Origin of the sequence: Pseudomonas sp. NFPP02, from assembly GCF_900119355.1 — a bacterium.
Lineage (GTDB): Bacteria > Pseudomonadota > Gammaproteobacteria > Pseudomonadales > Pseudomonadaceae > Aquipseudomonas > Aquipseudomonas paracarnis.
On sequence record NZ_FPJI01000010.1, the window covers coordinates 98,136 to 114,634 of the forward strand.

The window sequence follows — 16,499 nt, forward strand, 5'->3', positions numbered from 1 at the left end:
GGATCGCTGAGTGAGCGAGGAGAAATCATCGGTGCAAATCGATAGCGCGACAGGGCCTGTGGGTCACTGTCGCGCGAACCTTGCTGCGAGGAGGTAGCCGTTACGCCGCCAGCGGTTTTTTCGCCATGGCTTTTTTGTGCGCGGCCTTCATCGCTTCCATCTCGGCTCCCAGCTCTTCGAGCAGCGCTTTACCCAGCAGTTTCTTGGCCTGAGGGAACATCTCGGTTTCTTCTTCTTCGATATGGTGCTCAAGCAACTCCTTGACCACTTTGACGCGACCGGAAAACTCGGTGGACGAGGGGTCGGTTTTCTTCAAGTCCGGCAGTACCAGCGAGTCGACGGTACGGTGCTCTTCCTTGGCTTCGTGGTACATGATGTCCTGTTCCTTGCCACCAGCTTTCCTGAACGCGGGGTAGAGGATCTCTTCTTCGAGTTGGGTATGCAGGGTGATCTCCATTTCGAGTTTGGCCAACAACTCGGTACGCTTTTTTACCCCGCGTTCAGTGGATTCGCTTAACTGGGTCAGCAGGGTCTTGACGCGTTCATGGTCGGCTTTTAGCAGGTCGATGGCATTCATAGGTAACCTCACGGGGGGGTATGCGGGCGTGTCGAAGTGCACGCCTCGTGGTGAGGAAGGTTGCATCAGGCGTACCAACTTTTATGGTTAAAAATTATCTTATAAATCAGTTGGTTGTATTTTTTTGTATGCTTGGAGGTCGTGCAGCTTGCATGGTCGGGCCGCGTTGAGATTGCACAACGCACAACCGGTTGCTGACGCTCCAGCGCAACGGGCGGCCAGAAAGTGTGGCCAGGAAAATTCTAATGGAACCCTTGGGGCATCTGCTTGACCTAACGCTTAGACTTCAGGAGGTGAATCATGCAAATTGAATATATCTGGATCGTATTGGCGGTGGTTCTGCTGCTCTTGGAACTCTGGGCGATCAATATCGTTTTGCGCAGCACTGGCGGATGGGAGACCAAGGGGTTGTGGGTCGTGGTGCTGGTGTTCGTGCCGTTGCTGGGGTTGATTGCGTGGGCGATGTTCGGACCCAAGCGTGAAATGGCGCAGCAGCGTAAAAGCTGAAACGGTAAGTGATAAAAAACAGGCCCCCATGGGGCTAATGCCAGTCAGTTAAGACAGAATCGGTAACTGTGGCGAGGGAGCTTGCTCCCGCTGGGGCGCGAAGCGGCCCCAAAAATGGGACTGCTACGCGTCCAGCGGGAGCAAGCTCCCTCGCCACAAGTCACTGGTTGTCTGCTCGAGCTCTTAACTGACTGGCATTAGCCCATGGGGCGCCTGTTTTCATTGCGGTCAACCGATCAGCCGCCGACGGCCTTGGCAATCGCCTCATTGAACGCCGGTAGATCGTCCGGCGTGCGCGAGGTGATCAAGGTCCAGCCATTGGCCTGGCACTCTTTAACCTCGGCATCCACCACGCCGGCAGCGCCGGCGTTTTCAAGGTCGATGCGCACGCTTTTATAGGCGGTCAGGGTTTTGCCCTTGACCACGCCAGCGTCGATCAGGGTCCATGGCCCGTGGCAGATCGCCGCGATGGTCTTGCCGGCCTGCACGAACTCATTGATCAAGCGCAGCGCGGCGGCATCCTGGCGCAGTGTATCGGCATTCACTGTACCGCCCGGGATGACCAGCGCATCGAAGTCGGCGCTGACAACATCCGACAGTTGCACGTCGGATTCCACGGTCTGGTCTTTTTCCGTGTCGCCGACAAATGTCTGGGTTGTGCCCCCTTTGCTGGAGGCGTGCGTCACGGTCGCGCCGTAGCCACGCAGCGTCTCCAGAGGCTTGAGCAACTCGTCGCGCTCGATGCCGGTGTTGGAGGTGATGACGAGGATGTGCTTGCCGTTGAGTTGCGAGCTCATGGTCGAGTGTCTCCTTGGGTCATGGATGGATTAATGGGCGTATTTGGTTTGCAGTTCCTTGGCCATTTTCAGGTGGGCTTCAAGGGTGGGCAGGGTCTTGGTGGCGAAGGCTTTCAGCTCGGGATTGTCCGAGGAGGCCGCTTCTTTCTTGAACAGTTCGACGGTTTTTTCATGGGCCGCTACCTGGTTGTTGGCATAGGCCTTGTCGAAGGATTCATCGCGCATTTCCAGAATGGCTTTCTTCGCCTGGTCGGTGAGCGCAGCGTCATCGGGTACTTCGATATCGAGTTTTTTCGCCAGGGCCATCAGTTCCTGATTGGCCTTGGTATGGTCTGTGACCATATGCTGGGCGAAGGTCTTTACGTCCGCCGAGCTGCTTTTTTCCAGGGCCAGCTTGCCCGCTTCCACCTCGGTGATACCGCCCTCGGCGGCGTTGTCGACAAAGTCGTTGGAGGTCGCCGCCATCGCGGTGGAAATCGAGCCTGCAATCAGCATGAAGGTAAGGCCCATCGGTTTCATCAGTCGAGTTTTCATGGTGTCTCTCCTTGGAAATGGCGGGATGCCGTTACCTGACTGTTGAATCGAGAGGCGGGTAAAAGGTTTAAATTTTTTTGCGCTTTTTTGCCCAGTGGTGAGGCGAGGCAATTGACTTGAACCAATCCGGATTCGCAGGGTTCTGCTGCATAGGGCCGCCATCTCAGGGGCCTGCCACTGCCAGGAGGATTGCACTGTGACTGATCGTAAAACCGCCGATAAAACCCCCGACCCCGTCAGCTCTGAAGATGCGCAAAAAGGTAATGCCCAGGCCACCAAAGGGCAGACGCTTGAACCTGCGAACCCCAAGACTGACACCATCGACAAAGTCGTGACGCCGACCTCGATCAAGGACATTGAACGGCAAACGGATGCAATCAACGAAAAGCTCAACAACGGGCGTTGAACCTGCGGAGTTGATTGGCGGCGAGGGAGCTTGCTCCCGTGGTGGCCTGAACGCTGCCACTGCTGCTTTTTATAAATAAATATAATAATTAGCTTAGATTAAAATGTGCTTTTTATTATTTATGACCATCCCCTAGTCTTGCCTGGAAGTCCCTTAGGTCATCCAGGAAGATTTGCCATGAGTAGCGTCACGCCGATTTCCAGTGTGTTGAGCAATGTGCGCCAGCGGGTCACACCGCAAGAGTGGGAGGTGCGGGTCAAGTTGGCCGCGGCCTACCGACTGGCGGCGTTGTACAAGTGGACCGATCATATCTACACGCATTTCTCGGCGCGGGTGCCAGGGGCCGAGGAGCATTTCCTGATCAATGCTTTCGGGCTGTTGTTCGACGAAATCAGCGCCTCCAACCTGGTCAAGGTCGATCTGGACGGCACCCTTGTCGATGACCCTACGGGCCTGGGGATCAACTACGCCGGCTATGTGATCCACAGCGCCATCCACGGCGCACGCCATGATTTGCAAGCGGTGCTGCACACCCACACCCGCGACGGTATTGCGGTGTCGGCGCAGAAGCAGGGGTTGTTGCCGATCTCCCAGCACGCTATCGCATTCTCGGGGCGTGTGGCTTACCACGGTTACGAAGGCGTGGCGCTGGACCTGGACGAGCGTGAACGGCTGGTGGCGGATTTGGGCGACAAGAGTGTGATGATCCTGCGTAACCACGGCTTGTTGACGGGCGGCGTCAGCGTCGAGCATGCCTTCCAGCAACTACAAAGCCTGGAGCGGGCCTGCAACATCCAGATTGCGGCACAGGCAGCGGGGAATGCCGAGTTGATCTTCCCACCGGCTGACGTGGTGGCCAAGGTCGAGCAGCAGGCCAAGGTGTTCAGCAATGGCGAAGGCCCGGGCGTGGCGCGGCATTGGAATGCGCTGGTGCGCCAGCTTGAGCGTACCGATACCGACTACAAGAACTGAGTCGGGTGGATTGTTCCCACGCTCTGCGTGGGAACACAGCCCAGGATGCTCTGCGTCCCTAAGCGTGACGCGGAGCGGCACACGAGGCATTCCCACGCAGAGCGTGGGAACGATCATCAAAACCTCACGTCAAGGCGATAGTTGACACGTTGCTGTGCGGCCCGACGGTACTGGCTCGGTCTGCCAGGTAACGCGCCGGCGGTTGGCCCATGGCCTTGCGGAACATGGTGATAAACCCGCTGGCATTTTCATAACCCAGGTCCAGCGCCACGCTCTGCACACTCTCGCCGTTAGCCAGGCGCTGCAGTGAAAGGATTACATGCAACTGCCGGCGCCAGCGACCGAAGCTCAGGCCGATCTCTTCCAGCAGCAGGCGGGTCATGCTGCGTTCGCTCATGCCGATGCGCACGGCCCATTCGCCCAGGGTCGATTTGTCGCCGGGGTTGGCCAATAAGCTGGTGGCCAGCCGATGCAAGCGAGGGTCCTGGGGCATGGGCAAATGCAGGGCCTCGAGGGGGGCCAAGGCCAACTCGTCGAGTAACGTCGCCACCAGCCGGCCCGGGGCGCCGTCTTCGTCGTAGAGCTGCGGGAAGCTGACCGCCTTGCCGATCAATTCGTGCAGCAATGGCGACACCGACAGCGTGCAACATTGCCGGGGCAGGGCGCTGGCGGCGTCCGGGCTGATCAACAGGCAATATACATCTGCTTCGCCAGCGCCACGGGCCGCGTGGGTCACACCGCCGGGAATCCACAATGCGCATTGCGGCGGCACGATCCAGATACCCGCCTCGATCACACAATGCACCACGCCGCGCAAGGTGTAGATCAATTGCCCGTGTTGATGGTGGTGAGGGATATGTTCCCAGCGTTCGGACGTACTCGAGGCGCCCACTGCAACAATCGAGCGAGGGATCGCGGCGGCGTCCCGGACCCGGCAGGGGTCGTATTGGTCGAGGCGGTGATGAACCATGCTGATAACTGCCTTGGCTGGATTGCGAAATATTCTGGCTATTCTATGCAATGCTGTCCAGCGTCATGCACCCTATGATGAGAACCAATCTCATCAAAGGAGCTTTGCCATGCGACTCGACAGTTCAACTTTCCCGGTGGTGAAAATCTTTTTCGACGCGCCTAGCGAGGGAGCGCCGGAAGACGCCTTCCTGACATTCGAACGTCTGCTGGCGCGTGAGCAGCCCTTCTTGCTGCTGCACGAAAAGGCCGTGGATGAGAACAATCACGAACACGCCCACGAAGAGCGCAAGCGCGCTTCTATCTGGATGAAGAAAAACAAGGCTGCCTTGCGCGCTTACGTCAAAGGCATGATCCAGGTGGAGCCCAGCGCTGCCAAGCGCCTGGCCCTCAAGCCCTTTGCCGTGACGTTCGGCAAGGCCTGGGGTTACCCGCTGCTGGTGGTGGAGTCCAAGGATCGCGCCTGGGCGTTGGCCCAGGATGTGCTGGATGCAGAAGTGTCGGATGTGGCGTATTTCTGAGCCTGGCCAAAGCTCGACAGCGTCCACAATTGAACTACCTTGATTGACGAGCCTTCCCACTCGGTACTCAAGCATGCGCACTTTATGGACGCGGTACCTGGCGTTGCTGGAAAACGACCTGAGCACGCAGATTTTCGACAATGTTAAAAACCTGTTGGTCTGCGCGTTGTTGTTTGCGGCGGGGACCAACTCGCTGGTGGGACCACGCGAGTTGCTGATCGGTATCTTCGCCTCCAGCGTCGCGGGCTGGGGCTTGATTGTGCTGTCCACGGTGCTGATGCTGTTGAACGTCAGCGACGGCATCCGCCGCCTGGCCAAGTTGCGTTATCACTTGGCGTTGCAACTGTTGTTGATCCTGATCTACGTGGTGATTGCCGAGCGGGTGGTAGAGATTGTGTGGGTGTTGCGCGCCCATTGACGTATCCTCCGCGCCTCGTTTACCACTGATTCGAACAAAGATGACAGGACAAGCTATGCAGGCGCTGCTGGAGTCGATCCTCGACGAAGTGCGCCCCTTGATCGGCCTCGGCAAAGTCGCCGATTACATTCCCGCGCTGGCCGACGTGCCCGCCAACCAACTCGGCATCGCGGTATACGGCAACGACGGCACGGCCTACTGCGCTGGAGATGCAGACACGCTGTTTTCGGTGCAAAGCATTTCCAAGGTCTTCAGCCTGGTGCAGGCCATCGACCATGGCGGCGAATCCATCTGGGAGCGCTTGGGCCACGAGCCCTCGGGGCAGCCGTTCAACTCCATGGTGCAGCTGGAATTCGAGCGTGGCCGCCCGCGCAACCCCTTTATCAACGCTGGCGCGCTGGTGATCTGCGACATCAACCAGTCACGCTTCGCCGTGCCGATTCTGTCGATGCGCGACTTTGTACGGCGCCTGTCGGGCAACCCGCAGATCCTGGTCAACAGCGTCGTGGCCGAATCTGAAGCCCAGCATGGTGCGCGCAATGCGGCCATGGCCTACCTGATGAAGTCGTTCGGCAACTTTCATAACGATGTGGACGCGGTGCTGCACAGCTACTTCAACTATTGCGCGTTGCAGATGAGCTGCCTGGACCTGGCCCGAGCGTTCAGCTTCCTGGCCAATGAAGGCGTGAGTGCCCACAGTGGCGAGCAGGTGCTGACGGCGCGCCAGACCAAGCAAGTGAACTCGATCATGGCCACCAGCGGGCTGTATGACGAGGCGGGCAATTTTGCATACCGCGTGGGCCTGCCGGGCAAGAGCGGGGTCGGCGGCGGGATCGTCGCGGTGGTGCCGGGGCAGTTTACGGTGTGCGTATGGTCGCCGGAGTTGAACGCAGCGGGCAACTCGCTGGCGGGGATGAAGGCGTTGGAATTGTTGAGTGAGCGGATTGGGTGGTCGGTGTTTTGAACTCGGTCCCCCTGTGGGAGCTGGCTTGCCTGCGATAGCGGTTTTTCAGTGCCATCGATCACTGTAGGAGCGAGCTTGCTCGCGAAAAACGCCCAGGCCCTGCGGTCATCCAGGTTGCCCGCGTCATCGTTGACGATCTTCGCGAGCAAGCTCGCTCCTACAGTGGTTAAGGGCGCGGCGCGAGCATCAGGTCAAGTGGCTGGGTGGGTGTCATCCCGAGCCTTGTCCACGAGCAACTGCACACCTTCGAGCATGCGGCAGATGCCCAGCGCTACGTTGCGTTGGGTACCGTCGATTTCAAAGGCAAGATGAGTAGCGATGTCATTGATGGAGGCTAGATCCTGGGAGGCGTTGATCAGCAGGGTTTCGGTGCCTAGGCCGGGGCGCACGTTGAAGAGTTGTTCTGGTGGGTTGGGGCTGTCTTTGATCATGGTGAAACTCCAAGGGATATGGAGCTGCCACGGTTCGCGGTCAAACGAATTAGGGTGGCAGCTATACGCGGGTTGACCGACCGGTCCCAAGGAGCCCGGCATACCCGGAGGTATCCCGCGTACAGCTGCCGCGACACGATACAGCAGGCGTAAAGAAAACGCCTGATTCGATGTGGCACAGATGCAGTTGGGAGTCGGACGGTCAAATCCGGCCGCTGAATTGGCAGCGACGGCCCAGAGGTTAGTCAGTGAAGTTCCGAGCGACAACCTGAAACAGCTGTGGGAAATATCCTAACGCCGCAAATCCTCTGTGGGAGCTGGCTTGCCGGCGATAGCGGTTTTTCAGCGCCGCATATGCTGGCTGACACAGCGCCATCGCAGGCAAGCGAGCTCCCACATTTGATCTCTATTGTTCGTTGAACTGTAGGAGCGAGCTTGCTCGCGAAAAAAGCCCAGGCCCTGCGGTCATCCAGGTTATCTGCGTTATCGTTGATGATCTTAACGAACAAGCTAAGGTTGGCTATGGGCTTGTTCAGCCGCGGCACAGTCGTTCTACCGATAGCGTTCACCATAGCGCCACGCCTTGCGGGGCGCACTTTCTGGTGCCAATGCAGAGCTTGGAAGTGATCACTGCCTAGGCCGATGGGTAGGCGCTATCTGACTGGTGATCAAGCGTCAATTGTTGAGTTGGATTGATTTCTCGAAAGCCTTACCTTTGCGGGTTAGGGACAAATTGATGACTTGACCTTTCTTCGCATTAATCAAGCTCGATAGATGAGCCGCACTGCTGATGCGCTGGCCATCAAGCTTCTCTATAGTATCTCCGATCAGTAAGTCGGCTTTGAAAGCGGGTGAGTCATCGGAAACCATCGTGATTTTCACGCCATAGTTCGTCTGACGAGACTGACGTTCTGCTTCATCCAGTTCAATAGTGGCTGCGCCAAGGATGATATGTGCTTTGACAAAGTAGAGTGCGCCATAGGCTACTTGCTTCTGGGTAATCGGCACGTAATCCGTTGTAGTACCGTATGTCGAGGTGGTTGCCGAACCGTTCAGTTTGCCTGCCGTGACTGACGTAACAGAAGTGCTGGATGTAGGTCTGGATACTTTCGTCGTGGTAGTCGTGGTGCCTTGGTATTGCGGTTCGATAATGATTACTAGATCAGCCTTAATGGCCTTTGCCTGATCAATAGCTTGTTGTTCAGGAATCGGCATGGACGAATTGAATTCGGATTTACCAACAGCTGCGTATCCACGACGGAACCAAGTTCTTGCGACGTTTTCGTAGGTGCTTAGTGTGGCATGGTCGATTATCGGCACAGCGGGGGGCGGCCCTGAGCGCTCTGCCGCGATGATTTCTGGCGTGAATCCATTTGCCGACTGGTAATACTGCGTATAGCCATTAAGAGGTGGCGCCATTTTACAGCCTGCTAAACCTATAAAAAGAGCAGCAAGCGCCAGGGGCTTGAATGGGCGAGGAGTCATTTATCAACATCCTTGTTTATGTGGTGGGTTGATGGCGAATATCCGATGATACCAAAATAGTATCTCGGATTATCAAATCGCTTTTTTTTACCTTCGTTGATTTCGAGGTCGATGCTCGCCCAAACTAAAAGTGTGCCCCTTCAGATGCATTTTTTGCTCTGTCAGCTATCGCTTGTAGGCGATTGCATCCTAAGCCCGATCGCCATTTCTGTTTCTACTTCGAGTCAGCAAGCCCGTCACATCCAGCGTTGGGAGGAGTGGCTCGGCCAGCAGCTCCTTGACGTTGGACATGTACTTCGTGTTCCACTCGTTACACGCAACCAGCAGCGCAGCAGCTACCGATGAAATATATGCCCTGGATTTGAGTGCATTCCCACGCAGAGCGTGCGACACACTCGAGCGCTAACGACGGGGCCTGTTGAGGCGTGGCACGATCATGCCCACCTCACGCTGATAGCGCCGATACCGCTCACCAAACAGCGCCACCAAATCCCGTTCTTCGAAACGGGCGCCGATGAAGAGATACACCGACATCCCCAGGGCAAACAGCAGATGCCCTACGGTCATATGCGGCGTTGCCCAAAAGGCGATCAGGAAGCCCAGGTACAGCGGATGACGCACGACTTTGTAGAGCAGCGGCGTCCTGAATGTCAGGCCTGAGGGTGGGGCGTTGCGCCAACGATCAATGGCCTGCTTCAGCCCGAACAACTCGAAGTGACTGATCAAACAGGTTGCCAGCACCACAATGCCCCAGCCCAGCCAGAACAGGCCGCTCAGCAATGCCTTGGCCCAGGCGGCGTCAACTTCCCAAACGGTGTGCGTAATAGGCCGCCACTGCCAGAACAGCAGCGCGAGCATCAGGCTGGAGAGCAACACATAGGTGGAACGCTCCACCGCTGCCAGGGCGAAGACTGCCAGCCAGCGCTTGAAGCGTTTACGCGCCATGGTGCTGTGCCGGACGCCAAACACAATGATCAGTGACGCATTGATCATGAGTGCCAGCGCCCAGTCGATGCGTGCGCCGGACTCGATGTGTTTGGGTACGACCACAGCCCCCACGAAGCCCATCATGTACAGCAGGGTGAATAAGAACACCAGGTAGCAGCAGGTGCTATAGACCAGGCCAGCCAAGCGTGCCGTGAGGGTGTTTGAAGAGGTTTGCCGTTTCATGGACGATTCCTTTCGCACATGGTGAATGGGTGAGCCAATCTATGACGGGCTCGCTCAGACTAACGGCATTCCCCTAGGCGGTAACCTGTTGGAATTGACAGTTGCAAGAGCGATTGGCGATCTAACGGACCTTCAACCTATCCAACAAGCTATACCAGGCCACGCCTGCGCCAATATGAGCCCCCGTGCTGTGGCAGTGCTCAAGGGCGCGGAATAATTCGGCGCGGAACCTGGAGTGAGCCGAAGCCCCGGATACACCGGCGACTCATTGTGGGAGCTGGCTTGCCTGCGATGGCGGTGGTTCAGTGGAAAAATCATTGACTGACAAACCGCCTTCGCAGGCAAGCCCGCTCCCACATTTTGAATCTGTATTGTTCTTTGAGCTGTGGGTGAGCCCAAACAAAAAATGCGCCCCTTGGGGCGCATTCTTTTGCTCGGTCAGCTATGGCCTATGAGGCCGTCGCATCCCAGGCCCGATCACCGTTTTCGTCTTTGATCCGAGTCGGTAAGCCCATCACATCCAGCGCCTTGAGGAACGGCTCGGCCGGTAGTTCCTCGACGTTGGCCATATGCTTCACATCCCACTCGCCACGCGCCACCAGCAGCGCAGCGGCTACCGGTGGTACGCCTGCGGTGTAGGAGATGCCCTGGCTGTCGGTCTCGGCATAGGCCTCTTCGTGATCAGCCACGTTGTAGATGAACATCTCACGCGGTTGGCCATCCTTGGTGCCTTTGACCAGGTCACCGATGCAGGTCTTGCCGGTGTAGCCCGGGGCGAGCGAGGACGGGTCGGGCAGCACGGCCTTGACCACTTTCAACGGCACCACTTCCAGGCCTTCGGCGGTCTTGACCGGCTGTTCGGAAAGCAGGCCGAGGTTTTTCAGCACGGTGAACACGTTGATGTAGTGTTCGCCGAAGCTCATCCAGAAACGCACGTTGGGCACGTCGAGGTTTTTCGACAGCGAGTGCACTTCATCGTGGCCGGTGAGGTAGAGGTTCTGCGAACCGACTACCGGCAGGTCGTCGGTGCGTTTGACTTCGAACATGGTGTTGCTGGTCCACTGGCTGTTCTGCCAGCTCCACACCTGCCCGGTGAATTCGCGGAAGTTGATTTCCGGATCGAAATTGGTGGCGAAGTATTTGCCATGGGAGCCGGCATTGACGTCGAGAATGTCGATCGAATCAATGCGGTCGAAATGCTGTTGCTGCGCCAGCGCGGCATACGCGTTGACGACACCTGGGTCGAAGCCCACGCCAAGGATGGCGGTGATGTTCTTCTGTTTGCACTCTTGCAGGTGGTTCCACTCGTAGTTGCCGTACCACGGCGGGGTCTCGCAGACCTTGCCCGGCTCTTCGTGGATGGCGGTGTCGAGGTAAGCCACGCCCGTGTCGATGCAGGCACGCAGTACCGACATGTTGAGGAAGGCGGAGCCGACGTTGATGACGATCTGCGAATCAGTCTCGCGGATCAGGGCCTTGGTCGCTTCCACGTCCAGGGCGTTCAGCGCGAAGGCTTGGATATCGGCGGGAACCTTGAGGCTACCCTTGGCCTTGACGCTGTCGATGATGGCCTGGCATTTGGAGATGTTGCGCGACGCGATAGCAATACGACCGAGTTCGTCGTTGTGCTGCGCGCACTTGTGGGCCACCACCTTGGCGACACCTCCTGCACCAATGATAAGAACGTTCTTTTTCAATTGCTTTATCTCTCCTTTATCCGCCAGCTCAGGACAGGCTGGACAGGTAGTCGTCGTAACCAAATTCACGAACCACCTCGACTGTACCGTCGAGTTGTTTCACTACGATGGACGGCATTTTCAGGCCGTTGAACCAGTTTTTCTTGACCATGGTGTAGCCTGCGGTGTCGATGAACGACAGCCGATCGCCGATGGCCAGCGGACGATCAAATTGATACTCGCCGAAGATGTCCCCGGCCAGGCAGGATTTGCCGCACACCATGTAGGTGTGTTCACCCTCGCTCGGCGCCAGTTTGGCGTTGAGGCGGTAGATCAGCAGGTCCAGCAGGTGGGCTTCGATGGAGCTGTCGACCACGGCGAGATTCTTGCCGTTGTAGAGAGTGTCGAGCACGGTGACTTCCAGGGAGGCGCTGTTGGTGATCGCCGCTTCGCCGGGTTCCAGGTAGACCTGCACGCCGTACTTCTCGGAGAACGCTTTGAGCCGTGCGCAGAATGCATCCAGTGCATAGCCTTCGCCGGTGAAATGGATGCCGCCGCCGAGGCTGACCCACTTGACCTTGTGCAGCAGTTCACCGAAGCGTTCCTCGATGGTGCCGAGCATCTTGTCGAACAGGCTGAAGTCACCGTTCTCGCAGTTGTTGTGGAACATGAAACCGGAGATCTGATCGATCACGCCATCGATCTTCACCGGGTCCCACTCGCCCAGGCGGCTGAACGGGCGCGCCGGGTCGGCCAGCAGGTAGTCAGAGCTGCTCACCTGCGGGTTCACACGCAGGCCGCGGGTCTTGCCTTCGCTGCGTTCGGCAAAACGCTGCAGCTGGCTGATGGAGTTGAAGATGATCTTGTCGCAGTTCTCGAGCATCTCTTCGATTTCATCGTCGGCCCAGGCCACGCTGTAGGCGTGCGCTTCACCTTCGAACTTCTGGCGACCGAGCTTGAGCTCATACAGCGACGACGAGGTGGTGCCGTCCATGTATTGCTGCATCAAGTCGAATACCGACCAGGTGGCAAAGCACTTGAGCGCCAGCAGAGCCTTGGCGCCGGACTGTTCGCGCACGTAGGCAATCTTCTGCATGTTGACCAGAAGCTTCTGTTTATCGATGAGGTAGTACGGCGTTTTGATCATTTTTGAGAGCCTGCGGCGGTGCCTGCCAAAAAAGGACACGCATTGTGCCCGCACTTGGAACAGATCGAAAGGTTAGCCGGCGGATTTTGCGCGCCACGTTAAGCATAGGGCGTAAGTATGACCGTTCATAAGAATCATGCCGCCTCCTGTGGGAGCGCTCGAGCCTCAGCGAGGCCGCGATGACGGCGCCCCTGGCACCCCACACATCAACAATAGCGCCGCGAATATCCTGCTTACCTGAACATGAGTAAATCTTGTGATGATCTAGAACAGAATGAGTTTGTCTCAAGACGCCCCTCTGCCGACAATGACCGCCATCAATCACACCATCGGAGTTGTAAGTCATGGCAGTCGCTCATTCCCTCGGGTTTCCGCGCATTGGACGCGATCGTGAACTGAAAAAAGCGCAGGAAGCGTTCTGGAAGGGTGAGCTCGACGAAGCCGGCCTGCGCGCCGTTGGCCGTGATTTGCGCAGCACCCACTGGGCGCTGCAACAGCAAGCCGGTATCGAACTGTTGCCGGTCGGTGATTTCGCCTGGTACGACCAGGTGCTGACCCATTCGTTGATGTTCGGTGTGGTCCCTGAGCGGTTCCGCCCGGCGGATGGCCAGGCCACGTTGCATACCTTGTTCGCCATGGCCCGTGGCGTCAGTGACAGCTGCTGCGGCGGTGCCCTTGCCCAGGAGATGACCAAGTGGTTCGACACCAACTATCACTACCTGGTGCCGGAGTTCAGCGTCGATCAGCAATTCCACCTGGCGTGGGACCAACTCTTCGAAGAGGTCCAGGAAGCCCTCGACCTGGGGCACAGCGTCAAGCCCGTGGTGATCGGCCCGCTGACCTATTTGTGGCTGGGCAAGGCCAAGGGCGCTGACTTCGACAAGCTCGACCTGCTCGAGCGACTGCTGCCGCTGTATGGCCAGATATTCCAGCGCCTGGCCGAATTGGGCGTTGAGTGGGTGCAGATCGACGAGCCAATCCTGGCGCTCGATCTGCCTCAGGATTGGAAGAACGCTTTCGAGCGCGCCTATAACCTGATCCAGCGCGACCCGCTGAAAAAATTGGTGGCCACTTACTTCGGCGGCCTGGAAGAAAACCTTGGCCTGGCTGCCAACCTTCCGGTGGATGGCCTGCATATCGACCTGGTGCGTGCGCCGGACCAGTACCCGACCATTCTCGACCGCCTGCCAGCGTACAAGGTGCTGTCCCTGGGCGTGGTCAACGGCCGAAACGTGTGGCGTTGCGACCTGGAAAAAGCCCTGGCCACCTTGCAGCATGCCCATGAGAAGTTGGGCGATCGCCTGTGGGTCGCGCCGTCCTGCTCGCTGCTGCACAGCCCGGTGGACCTGGAGCGGGAAGATCAGTTGGGTGCCGAACTGAAAAGCTGGCTGGCCTTCGCCGTGCAGAAGTGCGCGGAAGTGGCGCTACTGGCCAAGGCCGTCGATCAGCCCGAAGCCCCTGGCGTACTCACCGCCCTGGCTGCGAGCCGCGCGGTGCAGGCAGCTCGTGCTGCATCGCCACGCATTCACAAGCCTGCCGTTCAAGCTAGTGTAGCGGCCATCACTGCACGGGACAGCCAGCGCCAGTCGCCGTTTGCCCAGCGCATCGAAAAGCAACGGGCCGGCCTTAACTTGCCGCTGTTCCCGACCACCACCATCGGCTCGTTCCCACAGACCGCGTCGATCCGCCTGGCGCGTCAGTCGTACAGGGCGGGCAAGTTGAGCCACGCCGAATACGTCGAAGCCATGCACAGTGAGATCAAGCACGCTGTCGAGGTGCAGGAAAATCTCGGCCTGGATGTGTTGGTGCACGGTGAAGCCGAGCGTAACGACATGGTCGAGTACTTCGCCGAACAACTGGATGGCTACGCGTTCACCCGGTTCGGCTGGGTGCAGAGCTATGGTTCGCGCTGTGTGAAACCCGCAGTGATTGTCGGTGACCTGAGCCGCCCGAACGCCATGACCGTGGAGTGGATTCGCTATGCCCAAGGCCTCACCGACAAGGTGATGAAGGGCATGCTCACAGGCCCGGTGACCATGTTGATGTGGTCGTTCCCACGGGAAGACCTGAGCCGCGAAGTGCAGGCCCGGCAACTGGCCCTGGCGATTCGTGACGAAGTGGTGGACCTGGAAGCGGCCGGCATCAAGATCGTGCAGATCGACGAAGCGGCTTTTCGTGAGGGCTTGCCGTTGCGCCAGGCGCAGTGGCAGCACTACCTGGACTGGGCGACTGAGGTGTTTCGTTTGTGCGCGAGTGGCGTGGGCGATGAAACCCAGATCCACACCCACATGTGCTACAGCGAGTTCAACGATGTGATCGAGTCCATCGCCGCCATGGATGCCGACGTGATCACCATCGAGACCTCACGCTCGGACATGGAGCTGCTCGACGCGTTCGAAGCCTTCGCCTACCCGAATGAGATCGGCCCGGGGGTCTACGACATCCACTCGCCACGGGTGCCGGATGCCTCGGAAATGGCCAACTTGCTGCGCAAGGCCGCCAAGCGGATTCCGGCAGAGCGCTTATGGGTGAACCCCGATTGCGGCTTGAAGACGCGGGGCTGGCCGGAGACCGAGGCGGCGCTCATTCATATGGTCACCGCCGCTCGGCAACTGCGTGCTGAGTCAAACTGTAGGAGCGAGCTTGCTCGCGAAAAACGCCAACGATTACGCGTAGCTTCTGAATGAACGTGGCGCCTGTGAGTTTTTCGCGAGCAAGCTCGCTCCTACAAGGGGAGGGGGCAATATTCGCCCCCTGCATCAGGTCAGAGGTATTTGAGCCACGCCAGGTCCCGCCGCCGTGCTTTCAGGCCGGCGAACCAACGCACGGGCAAGTACAGGGCAATCGGCAACAGCAGCGCTGCCAGCCACACCGCACCGATATCGTCGAAGCCAAAGTAAGTGCCATGGTTGAGGCCAAACAGCGCAACGCAGGCCACATAGAGGATTTTCAATACATAGAGGTGCAACAGATAAAAGAACATCGGCGCCGCGCCGAACACTGCCAGCACGCCGATCCAGCGCTTATGCCCGGCGCGTTCAAACGCCAGCAGCAACAGCAAGCCAATCCCCAGAGTCAACGCCAGGAACAACAGCGAAGGCGGGTACTTGGTGATATTGAAAAAGCTCATCAGCGTCAGCACGCTGCTGTCATACGCCTGCCAAGGCTGCTCGCCATAGCCGTTGAGCGCTCGCAACAACCCAAAGCCCACCAACGCGCCCACCCCCGCGACCAGTAAATAACGCTGACGCACAGCCGGCAGCGTGGCATTGGCAAACCATGGCCCGAGGCCGTAACCCAGGGCAATCACACCGATCCATGGCAGCACCGGGTAGGTGGTGCGCAGGCGCAGGTTTTCAGAGACTTCAATCCAGTTGCGTTCATGCAGGATCGTCCACGGCACATGCAACATCGAACCCGGTGCGAAGTGCAGCCCATCGAGCAGGTTGTGCCCGGCGATAATCACCAGCGCCAAGCCGATCAGCCAGGCACGCGGTAGCCAGACCAACGCGGCGAGGGCGATCATGCTGATGCCGATGGCCCAGATCACTTGCATGTAGATCACGCTGGGCGGCAGTTGGAAGGTCCACGCGAAGTTGACCAGGGTGAATTCCAGCACCACCAGGAACAGCCCGCGCTTGAACAAGAATGCCGACACGTCGCGACGACCCTGATATTTCTGACCGTACAGCCAAGCCGACAATCCGGTGAGCAGCACAAACACCGGCGCACACAAGTGAGCCAGGGTGCGGCTGAAAAACAACGCAGGCTCGGTGCTGTCTATGCTCATGGGGTCGCTGACCTGGCGGTGCAGCAGGAAGGTTTCACGCACGTGGTCCAGCAACATGAACAGGATCACCAGGCCGCGCAGGGCGTCGATGGATAGCAGGCGTTTGCGTAAAGTCATAGCGTCAGTCATAAGTTA

The 16,499-nt window shown here is 58.2% G+C and carries 17 protein-coding genes and 1 pseudogene; 7 read left to right on the top strand and 11 right to left on the bottom strand.

Going from position 1 to position 16,499, the window contains the following annotated elements; all coding sequences use genetic code 11:
* Positions 1 to 100: 100 nt before the first annotated feature.
* Entirely contained in the window at positions 101 to 577 is a 477-nt protein-coding gene (locus BT204_RS18265; RefSeq protein ID WP_003191732.1) for a hemerythrin domain-containing protein, read from the bottom strand.
* A gap of 300 nt (positions 578 to 877) precedes the next feature.
* Here BT204_RS18265 and BT204_RS18270 point away from each other — a divergent pair, with 300 nt between their 5' ends.
* Positions 878 to 1,084: a PLDc N-terminal domain-containing protein gene (locus BT204_RS18270; protein WP_003191730.1), complete on the top strand. Its 207-nt coding sequence runs from the start codon at positions 878 to 880 to the stop codon at positions 1,082 to 1,084.
* A 236-nt stretch (positions 1,085 to 1,320) separates the two neighbouring features.
* On the opposite strand, the gene BT204_RS18275 is transcribed toward BT204_RS18270, so the two are convergent.
* Both BT204_RS18275 and BT204_RS18280 read right to left on the bottom strand, forming a co-directional pair.
* Positions 1,321 to 1,881, bottom strand: a complete 561-nt coding sequence (locus BT204_RS18275; protein WP_003191729.1) for a type 1 glutamine amidotransferase domain-containing protein — start codon at positions 1,879 to 1,881, stop codon at positions 1,321 to 1,323.
* Positions 1,882 to 1,911: 30 nt separating this feature from the next.
* The gene (locus BT204_RS18280) at positions 1,912 to 2,415 is read right to left on the bottom strand and encodes a DUF4142 domain-containing protein (protein WP_020303039.1); all 504 of its coding nucleotides are present in this window, start codon (positions 2,413 to 2,415) and stop codon (positions 1,912 to 1,914) included.
* Between the two features lie 196 nt (positions 2,416 to 2,611).
* On the opposite strand from BT204_RS18280, the gene BT204_RS18285 reads away from it, so the two are divergent.
* Positions 2,612 to 2,821 carry a hypothetical protein gene (locus tag BT204_RS18285; protein ID WP_057977469.1) on the top strand — a complete coding sequence of 70 codons (210 nt, stop codon included), beginning with the start codon at positions 2,612 to 2,614 and terminating at the stop codon, positions 2,819 to 2,821.
* A gap of 177 nt (positions 2,822 to 2,998) precedes the next feature.
* Positions 2,999 to 3,793 (top strand): class II aldolase/adducin family protein, encoded by a 795-nt coding sequence (locus tag BT204_RS18290; RefSeq protein WP_072447767.1) that lies wholly within the window; start codon positions 2,999 to 3,001, stop codon positions 3,791 to 3,793.
* Positions 3,794 to 3,917: 124 nt separating this feature from the next.
* On the opposite strand, the gene BT204_RS18295 is transcribed toward BT204_RS18290, so the two are convergent.
* Positions 3,918 to 4,763 (bottom strand): AraC family transcriptional regulator, encoded by an 846-nt coding sequence (locus BT204_RS18295; protein ID WP_054897762.1) that lies wholly within the window; start codon positions 4,761 to 4,763, stop codon positions 3,918 to 3,920.
* A 109-nt stretch (positions 4,764 to 4,872) separates the two neighbouring features.
* Between BT204_RS18295 and BT204_RS18300 the strand changes: the two genes are divergently transcribed.
* From BT204_RS18300 to glsB, 3 genes are all read left to right on the top strand, one after another.
* Entirely contained in the window at positions 4,873 to 5,283 is a 411-nt protein-coding gene (locus BT204_RS18300; RefSeq protein WP_034125714.1) for a hypothetical protein, read from the top strand.
* Positions 5,284 to 5,356: 73 nt separating this feature from the next.
* Positions 5,357 to 5,701: a hypothetical protein gene (locus BT204_RS18305; protein ID WP_072447769.1), complete on the top strand. Its 345-nt coding sequence runs from the start codon at positions 5,357 to 5,359 to the stop codon at positions 5,699 to 5,701.
* Positions 5,702 to 5,756: 55 nt separating this feature from the next.
* Positions 5,757 to 6,665 (top strand): glutaminase B, encoded by a 909-nt coding sequence (gene glsB, locus BT204_RS18310; protein ID WP_014718789.1) that lies wholly within the window; start codon positions 5,757 to 5,759, stop codon positions 6,663 to 6,665.
* A 191-nt stretch (positions 6,666 to 6,856) separates the two neighbouring features.
* On the opposite strand, the gene BT204_RS18315 is transcribed toward glsB, so the two are convergent.
* The 6 genes and pseudogenes from BT204_RS18315 to BT204_RS18340 all read right to left on the bottom strand — a co-directional run bounded on the left by BT204_RS18315 (position 6,857) and on the right by BT204_RS18340 (position 12,574).
* Complete coding sequence (locus BT204_RS18315) at positions 6,857 to 7,096, bottom strand: DUF6124 family protein (RefSeq protein ID WP_054918539.1); 240 nt, start codon at positions 7,094 to 7,096, stop codon at positions 6,857 to 6,859.
* Between the two features lie 675 nt (positions 7,097 to 7,771).
* Complete coding sequence (locus BT204_RS18320) at positions 7,772 to 8,581, bottom strand: PDZ domain-containing protein (RefSeq protein ID WP_054918537.1); 810 nt, start codon at positions 8,579 to 8,581, stop codon at positions 7,772 to 7,774.
* Between the two features lie 189 nt (positions 8,582 to 8,770).
* A pseudogene (locus BT204_RS28180) lies at positions 8,771 to 8,920 on the bottom strand (saccharopine dehydrogenase); the annotation flags it as partial.
* A 63-nt stretch (positions 8,921 to 8,983) separates the two neighbouring features.
* Positions 8,984 to 9,751, bottom strand: coding sequence for a methanethiol S-methyltransferase (gene mddA, locus BT204_RS18325; RefSeq protein WP_054918535.1), 768 nt, complete (start codon positions 9,749 to 9,751; stop codon positions 8,984 to 8,986).
* Between the two features lie 449 nt (positions 9,752 to 10,200).
* Positions 10,201 to 11,448, bottom strand: coding sequence for a saccharopine dehydrogenase family protein (locus BT204_RS18335; RefSeq protein WP_054918531.1), 1,248 nt, complete (start codon positions 11,446 to 11,448; stop codon positions 10,201 to 10,203).
* A gap of 28 nt (positions 11,449 to 11,476) precedes the next feature.
* Positions 11,477 to 12,574 carry a carboxynorspermidine decarboxylase gene (locus BT204_RS18340; protein ID WP_005787689.1) on the bottom strand — a complete coding sequence of 366 codons (1,098 nt, stop codon included), beginning with the start codon at positions 12,572 to 12,574 and terminating at the stop codon, positions 11,477 to 11,479.
* Positions 12,575 to 12,918: 344 nt separating this feature from the next.
* On the opposite strand from BT204_RS18340, the gene metE reads away from it, so the two are divergent.
* Positions 12,919 to 15,261, top strand: coding sequence for a 5-methyltetrahydropteroyltriglutamate--homocysteine S-methyltransferase (gene metE / locus BT204_RS18345; protein ID WP_072447771.1), 2,343 nt, complete (start codon positions 12,919 to 12,921; stop codon positions 15,259 to 15,261).
* Positions 15,262 to 15,338: 77 nt separating this feature from the next.
* Here metE and BT204_RS18350 read toward each other — a convergent pair whose 3' ends face one another.
* Positions 15,339 to 16,493: an acetyltransferase domain-containing protein gene (locus tag BT204_RS18350; RefSeq protein WP_072447773.1), complete on the bottom strand. Its 1,155-nt coding sequence runs from the start codon at positions 16,491 to 16,493 to the stop codon at positions 15,339 to 15,341.
* Positions 16,494 to 16,499 lie beyond the last annotated feature (6 nt).